This is a genomic window from Brenneria sp. L3-3C-1 (assembly GCF_016456245.1).
Taxonomy (GTDB): domain Bacteria; phylum Pseudomonadota; class Gammaproteobacteria; order Enterobacterales; family Enterobacteriaceae; genus Brenneria.
Genome location: NZ_JAEMHF010000009.1, coordinates 108,646 through 126,604 on the forward strand (window position 1 = coordinate 108,646; position 17,959 = coordinate 126,604).

Below are 17,959 nucleotides of genomic sequence, written 5' to 3' on the forward strand. Positions count from 1 at the left end.
CGATCAAAGAACATCATTACCCGGGGACGAGTCGGCGATCTCACCGTCCGCCACCCAATGATGGGGCGCGACCTGTCGATAGCGCGTTTTTGTCACGCTCTCACCTGCCTTACGCAGCGGAGAGGGTATTTCACTGTCATCAAGCTGGCGAACGCCGCGCTGAGTGGGATCGGCAATCGGGACTGATGCCAGCAGGCGGCGGGTGTAGGGATGCTGCGGCGAATTGAACACCGACTGGCGCGGCCCGATTTCCACAATCTGACCGAGATACATTACCGCTACCCGGTTGGCGATACGCTCGACGACGGCCATATCGTGAGAAATGAAAATCCACGACACGCCGGTATTCTTTTGCAAATCCATCATCAGGTTCACAACCTGTGCCTGAATGGAGACATCCAGTGCGGAAACCGCCTCATCGGCAATAATGATCTGCGGTTGCAGCGCCATGGCGCGGGCGATGGCGATGCGCTGACGCTGACCGCCGGAGAATTCGTGAGGATAACGGCGGGCGTGTTCCGGCAATAGGCCGACGCTTTTCAATAACGCCTGTACCTGCGGCGTGGCCTCTTGCAGGGATTTCACCAGTCCGTGCAGCAGCAGGGGTTCGGCGATGGTAAAGCCCACCGTGAGACGCGGGTTCAGGGACGCATACGGATCCTGAAACACCATCTGGATTTCACGGCGCAGCGGCTGAAAATCGCCGTCTTTCATTTGGGAAATCTCTTTCCCCTGAAAATGGATGCTTTCCGCCTCGCTCTGTACCAGACGCAGCAAGGCCCGACCGGTGGTGGATTTGCCGCAGCCGCTTTCTCCCACGATAGCCAGGGTTTCACCCGGCCAGACGTTGAAATCAATCTGTTCCACGGCGTGTACATTGTGGGTGACGGACGACAAGATCCCGCTGCGCACCGGGTAATAGACGCGCAGGCCGCAGATATCCAGCAACGGCGCCTCATCGTAGCGGGCAGTGACCTGATCGCCTTCATCGTTGCCGGATTGCTGACCGAGCAGCGGAAAGCGTTTCGGCCAGATGTTTTCGCGCATATCGCCCAGTTTGGGCACGGCGGCCAGCAGCGACTGGGTATAAGGGTGTTGAGGATGCGCGAAAATCTGGGTCACGCTGCCTTGTTCCACCACTTCGCCCTGATACATCACTACCACGCGATCGGCGATTTCGGCCACCACGCCCATATCGTGAGTAATGAACAGTACGGCCATATCGCTCTGCTGTTGCAGGTCGCGCAGGATTTGCAGAATACGCGCCTGCACGGTGACATCCAGCGCGGTAGTCGGCTCATCGGCAATCAGCAATTGCGGGTCGCAGGCCAGCGCCTGGGCGATCATCACCCGTTGGCGCATGCCGCCGGACAGTGAATGCGGATAACTTTTCATTACCCGGTCGACGTCGGCGATGCGCACCTTGTGTAACAATTCGCGGGCTTTTTTCTCGGCGCTGGCCGCATCGCAAATCTGATGATCTCGCAGGGCTTCCGTCAGTTGATCGCCGACTTTCAGCACCGGGTTCAGTGATGTCATCGGTTCCTGAAAGATCATCGCCATTTCACGGCCGCGTAGCTGACGGCGTTGTTCGGCCTTCATGTCCAGCAGCGTATGCTGTCGCCCGTCACGGCCGGTAAAACGGACACTACCGCGTTCAATGCGAGCGGCGTCAGCCAGTAAACCCATTACCGCCAGCGAAGTAACGGATTTACCTGAACCGCTCTCGCCCACTACGGCAACCACCTCTCCCTTGTTCAGGGTGAAAGAGATGCCTTTCAGCACCAGATGCCTGCCGGAGCGTCCGCTAAAGCTGACGCTCAAATCGTTGATTTCCAGCACGGGCCTGGGTGTTTTACCCGGTGCTGCGGCGGTTACCGCACCCGTTTGCGTGATAGCCGTCATTGTCACTCCGGTTGCTTGGGTCATAGCCAGATACGGCCGAGGTTATAGGTCAGGTAAGGGGAACTGTCGGCGGCCAGCCAGATGGGGCCATCGAGATCGACATGTTCTGCCGCCGTGGTGATGGGTAAAGCGGCTTCCATCGCCATTGACGAGCCGAGCATGCAGCCGACCATCACCTGTAGGCCGTGGAGCTTCGCCGCTTCCACCATCGCCAGCGCCTCGGTCAGCCCGCCGCATTTGTCCAGCTTGATGTTGATCATCTCATAGCGGCTGCGCAGTCCGGCGATATCGCCGCTGTGGTGGCAACTCTCATCCGCGCAAATCGGAATGGGGTGAGTAAAACGCTGTAAGTCATCATCTTTTCCGGCAGGTAGCGGTTGCTCCACCATGGCAATCTGATAGCGGGTCAGCGCACTGAGCAGGCTGCTGAGATCCAGACCACCCCAGGCTTCATTGGCGTCGATAATCAGCGTGGCGTGCGGGGCCACGGCACGAATCGCGGCCACTTTCTCCAGAATCAGTTCGCGATCCAGTTTTATTTTCAGCAGCAGGACGCCGCGCGACACCGCATCGGCGGCGGCGGCGGCCATCTTTTCCACGCTGTCGAGAGACAGGGTTTCCGCGCAGATGACGGATGTCGGCGGCTGAATGCCGAGGCATTGCCACAGGGTTTGTTTCTCCAGCGCGGCTTTGAGTCGCCACAGCGCACAGTTCAGCGCGTTTCTGGCCGCTCCCGGCGGTAAACGAGTTTGCAGTTGCGCGATGCTGAGACCGCTTTCGATATCATCGGTTATCTGTTTTAACTGCCGACACACACTTTCTGCGGATTCGCCGTAGTGAGCGGTCGGCGTACATTCGCCCTGACCGATAAATCCCTGTTCTTCCAGCGTGACCCGCACCACGGCGACCGCGCTACGGGTGCCGCGAGAAATCGTGAATGGTCGCGCTAAAGGCAGGTTTACGGTTTCGATTTGCATATGACGCATGGTTAACCTCACTCCCCGCACTGTTTAACATGCATACCGATAGCCATGCGCCATGAAGCGCTCATGAAACGCCGGAGCCGTAATAGCGACGGACATCGGCAACGCCAGAGATTCGGTCTCATTACCGGACAGCGGCAGATAAGGTTGTGGGATCGACATGACGTTTTTCTCATCAATGGGCAAGTAGTTAAGAAAATATTCCATGATGCATCATCGCTGACGAATACTTGTTCATGGGTAGGGTATAGCCTGAGGTTATACCGGCGGGGGTATATGTTTTCACCGTTTAGCGATTTGCCGGGAAGACGGCCGCAGACCGAAAACGCCGGATTTTGGCCCCGCGCCGCAGGGCAAGATAGGCATTGCGCCGCTAAGGCCGTATAATGCGCGCCAGTTAACATTTACCCGCCGGAGATAAGCCATGCGCCCTACAGGCCGAAGTGCACAGCAAGTACGCCCCCTGAAATTAACCCGCCATTACACAAAACATGCTGAAGGATCGGTGTTGGTTGAGTTTGGCGACACCAAAGTTTTATGTAATGCCACGGTTGAAGAGGGTGTGCCGCGCTTTCTGAAAGGACAGGGCCAGGGCTGGGTCACCGCCGAATACGGCATGTTGCCGCGCGCGACGCACAGCCGTAATGCCCGTGAAGCCGCGAAAGGCAAGCAAGGGGGCCGGACGCTGGAAATTCAACGTCTGATCGCCCGCTCGCTGCGCGCCGCCATCGACCTTAAAGTGCTGGGCGAGTACACCATTACGCTGGATTGCGATGTCTTGCAGGCGGACGGCGGCACGCGTACGGCGTCGATTACCGGTGCCTGCGTGGCGCTGGCCGATGCGTTGAATACCATGGTTGCCGGCGGTAAGCTGAAGAAGAACCCGCTGAAAGGCATGGTCGCGGCGGTCTCTGTCGGCATCGTCAACGGCGAGGCGGTGTGCGATCTGGAATATGTCGAGGATTCCGCCGCAGAAACCGACATGAATGTGGTGATGACCGAAGATGGCCGCATGATTGAAGTGCAGGGAACCGCCGAAGGCGAACCGTTCACCCACGAAGAATTGCTGTCTTTGCTGGCGCTGGCGCGCGGCGGCATCGAAGATATCATTCAGGCGCAAAAAGCCGCGTTAGCCGATTGATTTTCCTTAAGCGACCGCATGGTCGCTTTTTTGTGGTCTGTCTTTGATGAAGATAGCCGTGACGAACAACAACGCGACCAAACCGTGAGACGAGGAGATGCAGTAATGAAAGCCTATCAGCGCCAGTTTATTGAATTTGCGCTCAGCAAACAGGTATTGAAGTTCGGGGAATTTACCCTGAAATCAGGGCGTATCAGCCCGTATTTCTTTAATGCCGGATTGTTTAATACCGGGCGCGATCTGGCATTACTGGGGCGCTTTTACGCCGCGGCGTTAGTGGATTCAGGCATTGAGTTTGATTTGCTGTTCGGACCGGCTTACAAAGGGATCCCGATTGCCACCACCACGGCGGTGGCGCTGGCGGAACATCATCAACGCGATCTGCCTTACTGTTTTAACCGTAAAGAAGCTAAAGATCACGGCGAAGGCGGCAGTCTGGTCGGCAGCCCGCTACAGGGGCGCGTGATGCTGGTTGATGATGTGATCACCGCCGGCACGGCGATCCGCGAGTCGATGTCGATCATTGCCGCCCACGGCGCCACCCTGGCCGGCGTGACGATCGCGCTGGATCGTCAGGAGCGCGGACGGGCCGATATTTCCGCGATTCAGGAAGTCGAGCGTGATTATCAGTGCCGGGTGATCTCCATCATTACCCTGCAAGAGTTGATTACGTATCTGGCGGAAAAACCGGAAATGGCTGCGCATCTGGCGGCGGTTAAGGCATACCGCGAACAGTACGGCATTTAATTCGCGCCAACGGCGGGTTCCGCCAGAGGCGTCTGGCGGGAACGGCCGAAAGACAGAGCGGAAATCAGTGCAGCTGCGCGGCCAGCAACGGCCAGCGCGTATCGAATTCCTGCGTCGGTCGGTAACGGAAGTCGGAGCGGATAAACCGTGAAAGCATGCCTTCACAAAATGCCAGCAGCTGGCTGGCCAGCAGCGTTTCATCGTGCTGAAAGCCCTTGCCGTCACGCAGTTTATGTTCACGTAATACCTGACGCAGCTGCGACTCGATACGTTCAAACAGCTGATTGATTCGGCCCTGCAACCGATCCTGTTCAAACATCAGCGCGTGGCCGGTCATAATCCGCGTCAGCCCTGGATTACGCTCGGCAAACCCCAGAATAAGCAATAAAATCAGGCGCAGACGGTTAAACGTTTCTTTTTCATCTTGCAGAATCAGGTTAATGCGGGTAGTCAGGCTATCCTCAATAAACTCGATCAGGCTGTCAAACATACGCGTTTTGCTGGGGAAGTGCCGATAAAGCGCGGCTTCGGATACCCCGACGTTTGCGGCCAGTTTTGCTGTGGTAATGCGTTGGCTGCCGTCGCTGGATTCCAGCATTTGCGCCAGCGCCTGCAAAATTTCCTCGCGCCGATTCCTTTTCTTGTTTTCTTTTTCTGCCATGCCTGAAAAGACCCTTGCTAAAAATTTGACTGACAAGCACCCGGTAGCGCCACAGTCACGCTATCGTGCTGTGGCTTATATGAGTTTTTACGATACCGGGTGGTAAAGGGCGTGTTAGTTACGACCGGAATGGCCGAAACCACCTTCTCCACGCTCGCTGCTAACGAAATCTTCGACCAGATTAAACTCGGCCTGAACGACGGGAACGAAAATCATCTGTGCGATGCGCTCGCCCGGCTCAATGGTGAATGTCTGCTGACCGCGGTTCCAGACGGAAACCATTAACTGCCCCTGATAGTCGGAGTCGATCAGCCCGACCAGATTACCGAGCACCACGCCATGTTTATGGCCCAGACCCGAACGCGGCAGCACCATGGCGGCCAGATTGGTATCGGCGATATGAATCGCCAGCCCGGTGGGGATCAGCGTGGTTTCGCCGGCTTTTAATTCAATCGCCTGATCCAGACAGGCGCGCAAATCCAGCCCGGCGGAACCCGGCGTGGCATAGGCCGGTAACGGGAATTGTTGACCAATACGCGGGTCAACTATTTTTACGTCGATTTTTTTCATCATAACGGCTGACAATCTCGTCGATTAAGTTTTGGCCAAGAAGAAGCTTGTCGCATTGTGGCAACTGCTTGTCTCCGTCTTGCCAGAAAAGATGTAATGCATTGGTTTCACTGTTAAAACCATGCCCGGAAAGGGAGACGTTGTTAGCGCAGATGAGATCCAGCTTTTTACGCGCCAGTTTTTGTCGCGCGTATTCTTCCACATTCTGGGTTTCGGCGGCAAACCCGACGACATAGGGACGGTTTTTATCCATCGCGGCGACATCAGCGATAATATCCGGATTTTTTATCATCGTGACAGTCATTTCATCACCCTGCTTTTTGATTTTTTCGTCAGCAACCAGCTTGGGGCGATAGTCCGCAACGGCCGCGCAGCCGATAACAATGTGCTGCCGGGCGGCTTCGGCCATCACGGCCTGTTGCATATCCAGCGCGCTGCCGACGTCAATGCGCTTCACGCCGCTCGGCGTCGCTAAAGCGACGGGGCCGGCAACCAGCGTGACGTTTGCCCCTCTGGCGGCGGCGGCCTGGGCAATGGCGAATCCCATTTTCCCCGAACTGTGATTGCTGATGAAGCGCACCGGATCGAGCGCTTCTCGCGTCGGGCCGGCCGTAACCATAATGTTCAAATGTTGCAGATCGTTGACGGCGGTAAAATGGCGCTGCGCCAGTTCGACAATCTCCAGCGGATCAATCATCCTGCCCGGGCCGATGTCGCCGCACGCCTGGCTGCCGCTGTCCGGCCCCCAGAGTTGCAAACCACGCGCCGCCAGCGTACGCAGGTTGTCCTGCGTCGGTAACGCGCGATACATCTGCTGGTTCATCGCGGGAACGACGGCTATGGGCGCGGGCGTCGCCAGACAGAGGGTGGTTAGCAGATCGTTGGCCATGCCGGCGCCCAGACGCGCGATCAGGTCGGCGGTGGCGGGAGCCAGAATAACCAAATCCGCCCATTTCCCCAACGCGATATGACCCATCGAAGCTTCCGCCGCCGGATCGAACAGGTCGTCCGACACCGGGTAACCGGACACGGCCTGCAAGGTCAGCGGGGTGATAAAGGTTTTGGCGGCTGATGTCATGACAACCCGCACTTCCGCCCCGCTATCGCGCAGGCGTCTTACCAGCTCCGGGCATTTATAAGCGGCAATGCCCCCGCTGATGCCGAGCACGATTCGTTTTCCAGAAATACGTTGGTTAGAAAGCTCATTCAGACTGGAAAGTCCCATCATCATGGTCCGATTAAAAACCGAAAGAGGCGTCATTTTATCATAACCTTGCCCTAAGCGCGGAATCTTAAGCCTCCCGGCTGACTGGCGAACAAAAATTGCGAACCGATTCGCAACCTGTCACGGCTGGCATCGTCCCTTAATGCCGGCCATGTCATGATGGCGTTCGGTCGGAGCGGGAGGTTCTATGAGCTGGGGAAATGAGCAGGCGCCGCGGGAGAAATTGGTGAGCCAGGGCGCTGAAGCACTGACGGATACCGAGCTGCTGGCGATTTTTTTACGCACCGGGTTGCCCGGTATGCACGTCATGCAACTGGCCGAGAGCCTGTTGGCGAAATTTGGTTCGCTGTATCACCTGATGTCCGCCGAACAGGCGGAGTTTTGTACCGCCAAAGGCATTGGTATCGCAAAATATACGCAATTGCAGGCGGTGGCCGAGCTGTCGCGCCGGCTGTTTTCGTCCCGCCTGGCAAAAGAGGACGCGATGCTGAGTCCGGAAATCACCGGGCAGTATTTGCAATTATTACTGGCCCGTCAGGAACGAGAGGTCTTTTTGGTGATGTTTTTGGATAATCAGCATCGGGTTATTCGTCATCAGGAAATGTTTGCGGGTACGATTAACAGCGTAGAGGTACACCCGAGGGAAATTGTGCGTGAAGCGCTGAAAGCCAATGCCGCCGCGTTGATTTTGGCTCACAATCATCCATCCGGGAAAGCGGAACCCAGCCAGGCCGACCGGGCGATAACCGAACAAATTATTAAAGCGTGTCTGTTATTAGAGATTCGCGTGCTTGATCATCTGGTCATCGGGCGTGGCGAATATGTCTCTTTTGCCGAGCGCGGATGGATTTAACCGATATTTCCGCGATCCTGGGGGATCTTTAGCTGTTCGGGACTTGAGCACTTACGCTTCAAAGCGTATACTACGCCACCTTTGAGAATCTTGGGTGTGGCGTTAAGAGCCTATCTCAGCAGGTTTATCCTGATGACGGAGTCTTTTCAGTGAAGTTGCTGAGATGGGCTCTAGAGCCTGACGAGGCGGCCACCACTCTATACGAAGCTCGAGCTGATTTTGATTTTTGGAGAATAGACATGTCCCGAGTCTGCCAAGTTACTGGCAAGCGCCCGGTGAGCGGTAACAACCGTTCCCACGCACTGAACGCGACTAAACGCCGTTTTCTGCCGAACCTGCACTCACACCGTTTTTGGGTTGAGGGTGAAAAGCGCTTTGTAACGCTGCGCGTATCTGCTAAAGGTATGCGTGTTATTGATAAGAAGGGTATTGAGACGGTTCTGGCCGATCTGCGTGCCCGTGGTGAAAAGTATTAAGGAACTGAATCATGGCTAAGGGTGTTCGCGAGAAGATCAAGCTGGTTTCTTCTGCTGGTACTGGTCACTTCTATACCACCACGAAGAACAAGCGCACGAAGCCGGAAAAATTGGAACTGAAGAAATTCGATCCAGTTGTCCGTCAACATGTGATCTACAAAGAAGCTAAAATTAAATAATTTTGGCGGATTACTGAAAACCCGGCTTCGGCCGGGTTTTTTTATGGCAGGCTATCCTTGCCCGCCACCACAAGCGACGATTTTTTATGGTTCCGATTTTCTGTATCAGCCGCTTGTATCCTTCTTCATGTTATGCCAATTTCCTGAACTTGGGTTTCTGCAACCATTTGGTAATGAACACATATGAATTCGACGTTACACCAACTTTTGCTGACGACGCCGCATGCGCAACATCCTGCCGGATTGGCAAGAATATCAGGCGCAGCTAAAGCAACAGCATGGGCGGAAATACGCTTTCTGGCAGCGGCTCAATTAACCGATCGAATTTTTCAGGAGATAAAGCATGCCCGAACTGCCAGAGGTTGAAACCAGTCGTCGGGGAATCTCACCCTATCTTATCGGTCATACCATCCTTTATGCCGAAGTCCGCAATTCTCGTCTGCGCTGGCCGGTTTCCAGCGAGATTTTATCGCTCAGCGATCAGGTTGTGCTGGGCGTCCATCGGCGCGCCAAATATCTGCTGATTGAGTTGACCGCCGGGTGGATTATCGTTCATCTGGGCATGTCCGGCAGTCTGCGTATCCTGCCGGAGTATATTGAGCCGGAGAAACACGATCATGTCGATTTGGTCATGGATAGCGGCAAAGTCCTGCGTTATACCGATCCGAGGCGTTTCGGCGCCTGGTTATGGACGGATAACCCTGAGGCAAGCCCGGTGCTGGCGCATCTGGGGCCGGAACCGTTGAGTGAGGCGTTTTCCGGCGATTATCTGTATCAGCGATCGCGCGGCAAAAAGACGCGGGTTAAGCTATGGATTATGGATAACAAGGTCGTGGTTGGCGTGGGGAACATCTATGCCAGCGAATCGTTGTTTATGGCGGGCATCAGGCCGGACAGGCCTGTCGGTTCGTTAAGTGAAACGGAAGCGAATTTGCTGGTGGAAACCATCAAACAGGTTCTGCTGCGTTCGATTGAGCAGGGCGGCACAACGTTGCGGGATTTTCTGCAATCAGACGGCAAACCGGGATATTTCGCTCAGGAACTTCAGGTCTACGGACGGACCGGCGAACCTTGCCGGGCTTGTGGAACGCCGATAGAAATCGCCAGGCACGGGCAGCGAAGCACTTTCTTTTGTCGCCGTTGCCAGCGTTAATTTTCCTGCAATCACATTTATTAAATCAGGGTTGATGCATGCATAAAAATAACGATGTCGTATTTTTCCTCGAAAGTTCGAAAAATATGGGGGGACAGGAATGGCAGCTGCTGCAACAGATGGAAGAATTGAACCGGCGAGGCGTGGCGACCTATTTATTATGTAATCCCCAAGGGCGCATTGATGGCGAAGCACGTTCGCGCGGGTTGTCCGTCATTAATTTGCCCTTTCGCAACAGCTTTCATCTGCCGACGATTCAGGGGATTAGAAAAGCGATAAAGCGCCATCGCCCGATGGCGTGTATTTGTCACAGCGGCCATGATGCCAACAATCTGTGCGTTGCGGCAATCACCCTGGTCAAACGGCCCAAAATCATCAGGTCGAGAACCTATTACACCAACAGAAAACCGAATCCTCTTAGCCGCTTTCTGCCGATTGATTTGGTCATGGTGCCAAGCCAGTTTATGGCTCACAAGATTAAGCCGCAGTTTTTGGGTAAAGGGATTGCGGTGGTTTATCCGGGAATTGATTTTGCAAAACTTGATAACGAGATCAATCTCCCCGTCAGGGAGGATTTATCCGACTGGCTCAATGAAAATCAGGGCGATGTGATTATTCAGCTCGGCATGTTGAGGGCGGAAAAAGGACATAACATAATCCTGTCTGCGATGAGCGAGCTAATAAAAAGCAGGCCTCACCTGAGATACGTTATTGCCGGTGGCGGTAATGCTGAGAAAATAACAGCAGAAATTGCTGAGCGTGGCTTACAAAAAAATATATGGCTAGGAGAATTAAAGTCGGTGGCCGCAGCCTTGAAGAGAGCGAACGTGCTGGTCATGCCTTCAACCAAAGAGCCGCTGGGGATGGCGCAAATAGAAGCGTTGGGATTGGCGGTTCCGGTGATTATCAGTAACGAAGGCGGGCTGCCGGAAACGGTCAAGGATCACGTCACCGGGCTTATCGTTGCACGAAACGAGCCGCAGGAATGGGTCAGGGCAATTGATTTCGCATTATCAAATCAGGAGACCATGCGATCCTATGCGCAAGCGGGACAAAAAGATGTTAGAGCCAGATTTGGGCTGGACGCGAATACCAATCGCCTGATGAGCATTATCAGGTCTTGATGCGCTTTAGGCGTGTTGCAGTTTTTTCTGTAATGCGCCGGCAATGGACGCGGGCAGGAAGTGAGAGACATCGCCGCCATGACGAGCCACTTCCTTGACCAGCGAAGAGGAAATAAAAGACCACTCTTCGGAAGGCATCAGGAACACGCTTTCCAGCGCCGGCATCAGATGGTGATTCATTTTGGCGAGTTGCAGTTCGTACTCGAAATCGGATACCGCGCGCAATCCCCGCACCAGAATGGTTGCTTGCTGATGTTGCGCAAAATGCGCCATCAGTTCGCTGAAGCCGACAACGTCCACATTCGGCAAATGTTGGGTGACTTCTTTTGCCAGCGCTACCCGCTCATCAAGCGTAAATAACGTATTTTTGCTCGGACTGGCGGCAATCGCCAGCACCAGATGGTCGAACATCCGTGATGCGCGGGTGAGTAGATCCAGGTGGCCGTTGGTTAGCGGATCGAAAGTGCCGGGATAAATCGCTTTGATTGTCATGATGATCCTCTGCTCCTATGCTCAAAACCACGGCCAATTATTGCGTCCGAGGCGGCAGATAGGGTTCCAGCAATGAGAGCAACTTCTGCAAGGCCCCTTGATTCTGATGCAATACCTCGACGGCGTGCCGGCCATAATAGCGGCGGTAATCTTCATCGGCGAGCAGATTCCCAACTTCTCTGGCCAGCGATGCCGCATCCGTCACGGTAATCAGGCCATCCGCCTGCTCAAGTTTGTTGCAGATGTCTTTAAAGTTAAAGGTGTGCGGCCCCATCAGAACGGGAATGGCATGGGCGGCGGCTTCGAGCGGATTATGACCGCCGCGTTCGACCAGACTGCCGCCGACAAACGCCAGATCGGCGATGCCGTATAACAACATGAGTTCACCCATGGTGTCGCCAACAATAACTTGAGTATCGGCGGAAGGGAGTTCGCCGCTGCTTCGCAAGGTGTAGTTGAAACCCAGGCTTTGGGTCAGCGCCTGCGTGGTGGAGAAACGCTCCGGATGTCTGGGAACCAGGATCAACAGCAGGTCAGGGAAATTAACCAGCAGCTGACGATGCGCCGCAAGCACAATGGACTCCTCGCCTTCGTGCGTGCTGGTCGCGATCCATACCGGGCGGTGTGGCGCCCACTGGCGCCGCAACGTCACCGCGCGGGCCGCCAGTTCCGGGGTAACGGAAATATCGAATTTAAGGCTGCCGGTAACGGTGAGACTTGAACGCTTCAAACCGAGATCGATAAAACGCTCGCCGTCTTCCCGATTTTGCGCGGCCACCAGTGTGATACGCCGCAGAATATGACGCGTCAGACTGCCGATTTTCTTGTAGCCGGCGGCTGAGCGGGCAGATAAGCGAGCGTTGGCGATCACCAGCGGAATTTTACGTTTATGCAGCTCATCAATCAGGTTAGGCCACAGCTCTGTTTCCATAATGATAACGACTTTGGGGCGAACCTGATTAAAGAAACGTCGCAAAGCGGAGGGTAAATCATACGGGAGATAAACGTGATAAACCGTATCGCCGAAAGCGGAACGTACACGCTCTGAACCGGTTGGCGTCATCGTGGTGACGGTAATCGGCAGGTTAGGGTAGCGATGCCGTAAAGCCCTGACCAGAGGGATAGCCGCCAGCGTCTCGCCCACGGAAACGGAGTGCAGCATTATGCCATCTGGTTTCACTTTTTCCGCGCAGAACCCGTAGCGTTCACTCCAGCGTCTACGATATGCCGGCGCCTTGCGACCGCGCAGCCACAGTCGAATCCATATCAGCGGCTGAATAAGGTAAAGAAGAACGGTGTAGAGAGTTTGTAGCATATTGTTTACTGTTCTGGTTAGTATTGATAGTAATGTTATATAGTTAAGAATATTAAATCTATGATTTGTGTGATTTTAGATTTTTGTTAAAGCTTAATAAATTTATATATCTTAATAAGTTAAGAGTGGCTTTTTTGTAAAGGTAACCTTGTGGTCTAATGATTTTTATCTTCGTAATGTGAGAGAGTGATTACCGATATTCCTTATATTTTTTTACATAAGTATCCAGTCCGGAATCTTCGTATTTCATAATATCCCTATCTAACTGTTGAAATTCTCTTGAATAATAGGGGCCTGAGGCATGAAAACATTTAACTCCTTTGATTATGCCGAATTTTTTACCCCGTTTTCTTAGTGTTCGGCATAAATAACCATCCTCTCCATTTTTAAAATCAAATTTATGGAATAAATCAAATAATATGGATGTTTTCTTAAAGTCTTCTTTTCTAAAACAGGAACACCACCCTCCCGTAGGGCCATTTTCAATTACCATACCATTACGCTCTACCTCTGTATAACATTCAGCTCCAGGTTTAGCTCCGTCAGTATGTTCGTTCTGGATAACATCCAAAGCCAGATAGCCATATTCTGGGAAATTACTCATATAAGTATCGAATATATGATCTAAGCTATCAGGGAAATCCAAAACATCATCGTCGACTTCGACGATATATTTTGCTTTTGCTTTTGAAAAAAGCTTCTTGTAACCATTTAGCCCAGTATTTTTTCTACTAAAGATTGTTGTAATCTTGATGTCTGTTTTTTCGTTTTTAAATTCATTTATTACATCTTTTGTGTTATCACTCGATGCATTGTCTAAAATTATTATTTCGCATTCATCTTTGTTTTTAATCACTGCATGTAATCGACTAAGGCATAATTTTAACATCTTTGATCTATTCCATGTTAAAATTACAAAAGATATGTTTTTCATTTTGCATTTTTCTCTGCTGTTTGATTATATATTATATGAGTATATGTGGTAATCTCTATTATTTCTTAAAAAAACAAGGAGATATTTTTACTACTGCATCTCCTAAATGTAATGAGTAGGTGTTATTTTGTCATCTATCTCTAACTTGGAGCGAGGGTGAATATTTATTAAGGTAAACTTAATCAGGTTTTTCGTTCTGTAAAAGCTACTTTTCCCTCTTATAAAGTCTCGCAAGCAAACCCAAATTGTACTTATTTTGGCTTTTTTCTGGTATTCATTTCTTATGAAGAATTTGAAATAAAACATTTCCATCATTCGAAATTTGCTCTTTGCTTCTTGTTGATTAAATATGGCAAATGAATGATGAATTTCATTGGTACAATATATATTAAGCGGGCGCCTGGTATCCGACATCATACTGATGATTCTGAATAGATCACTATCAATACCATAGAATGCTAATTTTTCTTCAAATACATAACCTCGGAATGCTACAATTTTACCGATCGCATTTTGGGAAAGTGTAAGCCCGGACATAATAGAATCTATTTTTACATTTACCGGACCGTCATCTATCATAATATTCGAATCGCCATATATGTGAGGGTCAGTTTGTGCGCTCATGCCATTTTTATCGGCGATTACTTTAGGAACAATAATATCCATACTGCCGTGATGAGATATATTATGATAGTAATTGGGGGGCAAAACAGAGTCTTGATCTAAAATTGTAATAAAGTCATATGATGTATTTTTTATGAAAAAATTGTATATTTTTGATAGTGATATATTTCTGGTATCTTGGTATATATTTACTTTGATGTTTTTTTCTAGGCATATAGAGAGGAAATTGGCTATATCATTTTCATTGAGGAGTTGAGGACCATTGTTCCAGATACAAATTTCTAAGTTTATGTTTTCAATATGGCATTCTATGATGCTTTGTAATGTCTCGGAATCTTGTATTTTTGAGTTATAAATTATTACAATAGATGTTATATTCATTTATCAATTACCGTAATATATATTTTATTTGTTAAGCTTGTATTTTAATCTACTAAGGATTCCTTTTATATATTTCCCTTGTCTTATTTCATGTTTTGATTTTTTCTTCCATTGCAAGGGGGTAACGGCCTTAGTCAAAGGTACATCACACCATGTTGATACGTGATATGCTTTCTTAAAAAAAACGGTGGATGGATACTGTCCCCATTCATTCCATGGTTTTGTTGTCCCAACATAATGAATAAGAATAGTTTCGGGAGTGATGATTTCTTTATAGGCCTGATGAGATTTGTCCTTCAATTCGCTCTTGATGCTATAGATACTATTGAACTTGCGGGGAAGGATAATTGTCTTTTCATAAAGGAGTACATTAAGCGCATCTTGATCGGGATATCTTAGCGTTAAATTATCCAGAATAAAGGATAGCGTCTTTTGAGTGAGTTGATATTCATTCCAGTTTTTTAACTGAGTGAACATTACACCTGAATTGAAGTAATACTCTGCCAATTCAGGTTTTCTCAATCGGATTGCTGCCTGTTCTTGCGTTGACTGTATATCCGGTACAATAGCACAAATTGCATGACTGAAATCAATATCGGTGAGGGCGCTAAGATCACCTTTACACATAATATCTGCATCTAAATAAAGTAATTTATCAATTTTATCGCTTAAATAATCAAAAGCTACAATTCTGAAATATGCAGAGCATGGCCATCTTTCTTGGGGTAATTCTTTTAATATTGAAGTATTTACTTTATATATATGAACATTTGTATGAAATTTTTCTGCCATAGATTTAAATCTATGGATAGTATCCTCATCGATGTAATCGGTAAAAAAGTGGAAAAATAAAGGAATATTATTGTTGATGAGGATCGAGGTTGCTGAAATGGCCGAGCCAAAAATAAATTTTTTATCTATGCCATAAGCGACATGTAAAAAAGGCTCATCGGAATTATTATTTCCAATGATTTTTATAGTGTCTTCAATGATTAATTCTTTATTAAAATACATGCTATATAATCTTTCTTATGACTCATTAATTTGATATTTTTTTTACAAAATATCGGATGTAATTGATAATGAATGAACTGAATCTTCCTTTGTGAAAATGATGTTTGGCGCAATAACGTAATTGATTGGTTGTCGTTGCTTTTTCCAAAGGCTCATCTTTCCAGGGAGAGGTGTTTTTAGCGATATAAAAATATTCCGAACAGGGATACTGTGCCCACTCATGCCAAGGTTTTGTTGGACCGATATAGTGGATGAATATCGTACCGTCATTGATAGGATGAGGATAGGTTTCGCCGGATTTACATTTCAGTTCATAGTTTATGCTGAACTGGGTATTATATTTTTTATCGAGAAAAAGGATGTGTCCGGGCAATAACATATTGAGAATATCCTGATCGGGATAGGATACTTTTTCTGCAATCGCCTGGTTTTTTAACATATCCATTGCTCTGGATGTTATGCTGCCGCCATGCCAGTTTTGCAGATTAATTAGTAAAAAGCCTGAGTTAAAGTAACCATTTTTGATCGCTGGGGTTGCTAATCTTTCCGCACATTTTCCCCACCAGTTTTGATCACCTTCGCTAACCGCAGCAACGATATAATTACTGATATCTAAATCAATTAATTCCTGCAAAGAGCCATTGCAGACTATATCAGAATCAAGATAAATTATTTTATCCAGCGAGTTGTGAAAATAATCAGTGACAATAAATCTAAAATAAATGGCATAAGACCAATTTTTTGTGCTGGGTAACTTTTTTAGTTCGTCACAGTTTACAACATATAATGTAATTGATGTGTTGTATTGTTTTGCTAATTTACCAAATTTTTCTTTTTCATTTTTTCCTAAAGTATCAGTAAAAACATGAAAAGATAGGTTTTTGTCACTGTTTTTCAATAATATTGATGCAATGGAAATGGCGCAGCCAAATAAAAAATTTTTATCCGTACCGAAAGAAATGTTTAGCACATTTTCACTTTTAGAACTAAATGAGAATGATACGATTTCTGTAATAATATCATCTTTTTTGAAGTGCATGATAACCTCAGAAATAAAATCATTAGCCGTTATTAGACTGTTTGGCAGATTATAAATTGATGATGGCCTGAATTATTTTTTTTATTTCTTGATAATATTTTTCATCATAAAAATTGCTTATCGATGTTTTTATGACATCAGTCGATGGTAACGTCTGGTGATTTATAATATCCTGTAAAGTGGATTGTAACCTTTCTGTTTCTTTAGGAGGATATAATTTCCCATTTACATCATTTTTTATAATATCTGCTGGTCCTGATGGGCAGTCTGAACTGATGCAATAGATACCGTAAGACATGGCTTCCGCAAGAACCATTCCGAATCCTTCAAAGGAGGATGTTAAGAGTAAGGAACTAACTGTTTTAATCTCGGTTCTAATATATTCCCATGGATTTGCCTGCCAGCCATGCCAATGGATATGCTGACTGATCCCTAACTGCTGTGCATAAGCCTGACATATTTTCAGATCTGAGCCATCGCCTACGGCATGGAATACCCAATCGCCTTCAAGCCTAGAGAGCGTATCCAATAAGTCCTTGAGCCGTTTTTGGCCTTCGAACTTGATTCTGCCAACATATAAGAAAGAGGCTGGCTGTGTAGATTCAGGTCGGGGAATGACTATCTCTGTTGGCGTCACTGGGTTAAATATCGTATAGATCTTCTCTGCCGGCACACCACGATTGACTAACTGTTGTTGAATGCCAGAACTGATAGCCAAATGATAATCCGCTTCCAGTACACGTTCGGAGTATTTTTTATGATCGAGAGAATAATGGATCCATGAAATCAGCCGAATATTTCTGTTGCTGTATTTTATCGCTCTGGCTGCAATCAGGCAGGAGGGCGAATCAAAAGCGATGATGATATCAAGATTATTTTTCTCAATATAACGACTGAGAGCATAAATGTGTTTAAGTCGTCTGAAAAATGAAATCTTAATCCCGGATCTGGAATAAACAGCTTTCTTCCCAGCCAGCCAGCTTTTATCCATTCTATCGTCACGACAAAGGAAATAAAGAGTATAGTGATGTCTGGTTGCAGGATCATCTGTTAGAAAACCGGTTACTTTTTGTATCACAGTTTCAATGCCGCCAAATCCGGATACCGCTTCACCAACAAAAAGTATATTCATATTGATTCGAT

Annotated in this window: 20 protein-coding genes; 7 read left to right on the top strand and 13 right to left on the bottom strand. The window is 48.9% G+C overall.

Annotated elements, in window-relative coordinates; all coding sequences use genetic code 11:
- Nucleotides 1-3: 3 nt before the first annotated feature.
- From JG725_RS16245 to JG725_RS16255, 3 genes are read right to left on the bottom strand one after another with little or no spacing between them, the layout of a single operon-like run.
- The gene (locus tag JG725_RS16245) at nt 4-1,905 is read right to left on the bottom strand and encodes an ABC transporter ATP-binding protein (RefSeq protein WP_199378817.1); all 1,902 of its coding nucleotides are present in this window, start codon (nt 1,903-1,905) and stop codon (nt 4-6) included.
- 20 nt (nt 1,906-1,925) lie between these two features.
- Nucleotides 1,926-2,891: an N-acetyl-D-Glu racemase DgcA gene (gene dgcA / locus JG725_RS16250; protein ID WP_172291053.1), complete on the bottom strand. Its 966-nt coding sequence runs from the start codon at nt 2,889-2,891 to the stop codon at nt 1,926-1,928.
- Nucleotides 2,892-2,915: 24 nt separating this feature from the next.
- The gene (locus JG725_RS16255; RefSeq protein ID WP_199378819.1) at nt 2,916-3,095 is read right to left on the bottom strand and encodes a hypothetical protein; all 180 of its coding nucleotides are present in this window, start codon (nt 3,093-3,095) and stop codon (nt 2,916-2,918) included.
- A 217-nt stretch (nt 3,096-3,312) separates the two neighbouring features.
- Here JG725_RS16255 and rph point away from each other — a divergent pair, with 217 nt between their 5' ends.
- Together rph and pyrE are read left to right on the top strand one after the other, a co-directional pair.
- Complete coding sequence (rph, locus tag JG725_RS16260) at nt 3,313-4,029, top strand: ribonuclease PH (protein WP_172291055.1); 717 nt, start codon at nt 3,313-3,315, stop codon at nt 4,027-4,029.
- Nucleotides 4,030-4,134: 105 nt separating this feature from the next.
- Entirely contained in the window at nt 4,135-4,776 is a 642-nt protein-coding gene (gene pyrE / locus JG725_RS16265) for an orotate phosphoribosyltransferase (RefSeq protein WP_172291056.1), read from the top strand.
- A gap of 64 nt (nt 4,777-4,840) precedes the next feature.
- Here pyrE and slmA read toward each other — a convergent pair whose 3' ends face one another.
- The 3 genes from slmA to coaBC all read right to left on the bottom strand — a co-directional run bounded on the left by slmA (nt 4,841) and on the right by coaBC (nt 7,235).
- Nucleotides 4,841-5,437 (bottom strand): nucleoid occlusion factor SlmA, encoded by a 597-nt coding sequence (gene slmA, locus JG725_RS16270; RefSeq protein ID WP_172291057.1) that lies wholly within the window; start codon nt 5,435-5,437, stop codon nt 4,841-4,843.
- A 114-nt stretch (nt 5,438-5,551) separates the two neighbouring features.
- Nucleotides 5,552-6,010, bottom strand: coding sequence for a dUTP diphosphatase (gene dut / locus JG725_RS16275; protein ID WP_199378821.1), 459 nt, complete (start codon nt 6,008-6,010; stop codon nt 5,552-5,554).
- Nucleotides 5,979-7,235: a bifunctional phosphopantothenoylcysteine decarboxylase/phosphopantothenate--cysteine ligase CoaBC gene (gene coaBC, locus JG725_RS16280; RefSeq protein WP_199378882.1), complete on the bottom strand. Its 1,257-nt coding sequence runs from the start codon at nt 7,233-7,235 to the stop codon at nt 5,979-5,981. Before coaBC ends, dut begins: the two co-directional genes overlap by 32 nt.
- Before the next feature lie 184 nt (nt 7,236-7,419).
- Here coaBC and radC point away from each other — a divergent pair, with 184 nt between their 5' ends.
- The 5 genes from radC to JG725_RS16305 all read left to right on the top strand — a co-directional run bounded on the left by radC (nt 7,420) and on the right by JG725_RS16305 (nt 11,017).
- Nucleotides 7,420-8,085 (top strand): DNA repair protein RadC, encoded by a 666-nt coding sequence (radC, locus tag JG725_RS16285; RefSeq protein WP_199378823.1) that lies wholly within the window; start codon nt 7,420-7,422, stop codon nt 8,083-8,085.
- A 239-nt stretch (nt 8,086-8,324) separates the two neighbouring features.
- Complete coding sequence (rpmB, locus tag JG725_RS16290) at nt 8,325-8,561, top strand: 50S ribosomal protein L28 (protein ID WP_048637009.1); 237 nt, start codon at nt 8,325-8,327, stop codon at nt 8,559-8,561.
- A gap of 11 nt (nt 8,562-8,572) precedes the next feature.
- On the top strand, nt 8,573-8,740 hold the full coding sequence (gene rpmG / locus JG725_RS16295) for a 50S ribosomal protein L33 (RefSeq protein ID WP_004392084.1): 168 nt from the start codon (nt 8,573-8,575) through the stop codon (nt 8,738-8,740).
- Between the two features lie 343 nt (nt 8,741-9,083).
- Nucleotides 9,084-9,893, top strand: coding sequence for a bifunctional DNA-formamidopyrimidine glycosylase/DNA-(apurinic or apyrimidinic site) lyase (gene mutM / locus JG725_RS16300; protein ID WP_172291060.1), 810 nt, complete (start codon nt 9,084-9,086; stop codon nt 9,891-9,893).
- Between the two features lie 38 nt (nt 9,894-9,931).
- Nucleotides 9,932-11,017: a glycosyltransferase family 4 protein gene (locus tag JG725_RS16305; protein WP_199378825.1), complete on the top strand. Its 1,086-nt coding sequence runs from the start codon at nt 9,932-9,934 to the stop codon at nt 11,015-11,017.
- A gap of 6 nt (nt 11,018-11,023) precedes the next feature.
- Here JG725_RS16305 and coaD read toward each other — a convergent pair whose 3' ends face one another.
- The 7 genes from coaD to waaB form a co-directional block, all read right to left on the bottom strand.
- Nucleotides 11,024-11,509, bottom strand: coding sequence for a pantetheine-phosphate adenylyltransferase (gene coaD / locus JG725_RS16310; RefSeq protein WP_172291062.1), 486 nt, complete (start codon nt 11,507-11,509; stop codon nt 11,024-11,026).
- 37 nt (nt 11,510-11,546) lie between these two features.
- Nucleotides 11,547-12,824, bottom strand: coding sequence for a lipid IV(A) 3-deoxy-D-manno-octulosonic acid transferase (gene waaA, locus JG725_RS16315; RefSeq protein WP_172291063.1), 1,278 nt, complete (start codon nt 12,822-12,824; stop codon nt 11,547-11,549).
- A 190-nt stretch (nt 12,825-13,014) separates the two neighbouring features.
- The gene (locus tag JG725_RS16320) at nt 13,015-13,758 is read right to left on the bottom strand and encodes a glycosyltransferase family 2 protein (protein WP_199378827.1); all 744 of its coding nucleotides are present in this window, start codon (nt 13,756-13,758) and stop codon (nt 13,015-13,017) included.
- Nucleotides 13,759-13,860: 102 nt separating this feature from the next.
- Nucleotides 13,861-14,763, bottom strand: a complete 903-nt coding sequence (locus JG725_RS16325; protein WP_199378829.1) for a glycosyltransferase family 2 protein — start codon at nt 14,761-14,763, stop codon at nt 13,861-13,863.
- A gap of 24 nt (nt 14,764-14,787) precedes the next feature.
- Entirely contained in the window at nt 14,788-15,777 is a 990-nt protein-coding gene (locus JG725_RS16330) for a glycosyltransferase (RefSeq protein WP_199378831.1), read from the bottom strand.
- Nucleotides 15,778-15,802: 25 nt separating this feature from the next.
- Entirely contained in the window at nt 15,803-16,816 is a 1,014-nt protein-coding gene (waaO, locus tag JG725_RS16335) for a lipopolysaccharide 3-alpha-galactosyltransferase (protein ID WP_199378833.1), read from the bottom strand.
- Nucleotides 16,817-16,865: 49 nt separating this feature from the next.
- On the bottom strand, nt 16,866-17,948 hold the full coding sequence (waaB, locus tag JG725_RS16340; protein ID WP_199378835.1) for a lipopolysaccharide 1,6-galactosyltransferase: 1,083 nt from the start codon (nt 17,946-17,948) through the stop codon (nt 16,866-16,868).
- Between the last annotated feature and the right edge of the window lie 11 nt (nt 17,949-17,959).

Coding starts and splice junctions, on each gene's coding strand:
- JG725_RS16305 (WP_199378825.1), top strand. CDS start 9,932: ATGCATAAAAATAACGATGTCGTATTTTTCCTCGAAAGTTCGAAAAAT.
- dgcA (WP_172291053.1), bottom strand. CDS start 2,891: ATGCGTCATATGCAAATCGAAACCGTAAACCTGCCTTTAGCGCGACCA.
- dut (WP_199378821.1), bottom strand. CDS start 6,010: ATGATGAAAAAAATCGACGTAAAAATAGTTGACCCGCGTATTGGTCAA.
- JG725_RS16325 (WP_199378829.1), bottom strand. CDS start 14,763: ATGAATATAACATCTATTGTAATAATTTATAACTCAAAAATACAAGAT.
- coaBC (WP_199378882.1), bottom strand. CDS start 7,235: ATGATGGGACTTTCCAGTCTGAATGAGCTTTCTAACCAACGTATTTCT.
- slmA (WP_172291057.1), bottom strand. CDS start 5,437: ATGGCAGAAAAAGAAAACAAGAAAAGGAATCGGCGCGAGGAAATTTTG.
- coaD (WP_172291062.1), bottom strand. CDS start 11,509: ATGACAATCAAAGCGATTTATCCCGGCACTTTCGATCCGCTAACCAAC.
- waaO (WP_199378833.1), bottom strand. CDS start 16,816: ATGCACTTCAAAAAAGATGATATTATTACAGAAATCGTATCATTCTCA.
- JG725_RS16330 (WP_199378831.1), bottom strand. CDS start 15,777: ATGTATTTTAATAAAGAATTAATCATTGAAGACACTATAAAAATCATT.
- rph (WP_172291055.1), top strand. CDS start 3,313: ATGCGCCCTACAGGCCGAAGTGCACAGCAAGTACGCCCCCTGAAATTA.
- waaB (WP_199378835.1), bottom strand. CDS start 17,948: ATGAATATACTTTTTGTTGGTGAAGCGGTATCCGGATTTGGCGGCATT.
- pyrE (WP_172291056.1), top strand. CDS start 4,135: ATGAAAGCCTATCAGCGCCAGTTTATTGAATTTGCGCTCAGCAAACAG.
- mutM (WP_172291060.1), top strand. CDS start 9,084: ATGCCCGAACTGCCAGAGGTTGAAACCAGTCGTCGGGGAATCTCACCC.
- radC (WP_199378823.1), top strand. CDS start 7,420: ATGAGCTGGGGAAATGAGCAGGCGCCGCGGGAGAAATTGGTGAGCCAG.
- JG725_RS16255 (WP_199378819.1), bottom strand. CDS start 3,095: ATGGAATATTTTCTTAACTACTTGCCCATTGATGAGAAAAACGTCATG.
- JG725_RS16320 (WP_199378827.1), bottom strand. CDS start 13,758: ATGAAAAACATATCTTTTGTAATTTTAACATGGAATAGATCAAAGATG.
- waaA (WP_172291063.1), bottom strand. CDS start 12,824: ATGCTACAAACTCTCTACACCGTTCTTCTTTACCTTATTCAGCCGCTG.
- rpmG (WP_004392084.1), top strand. CDS start 8,573: ATGGCTAAGGGTGTTCGCGAGAAGATCAAGCTGGTTTCTTCTGCTGGT.
- rpmB (WP_048637009.1), top strand. CDS start 8,325: ATGTCCCGAGTCTGCCAAGTTACTGGCAAGCGCCCGGTGAGCGGTAAC.
- JG725_RS16245 (WP_199378817.1), bottom strand. CDS start 1,905: ATGACGGCTATCACGCAAACGGGTGCGGTAACCGCCGCAGCACCGGGT.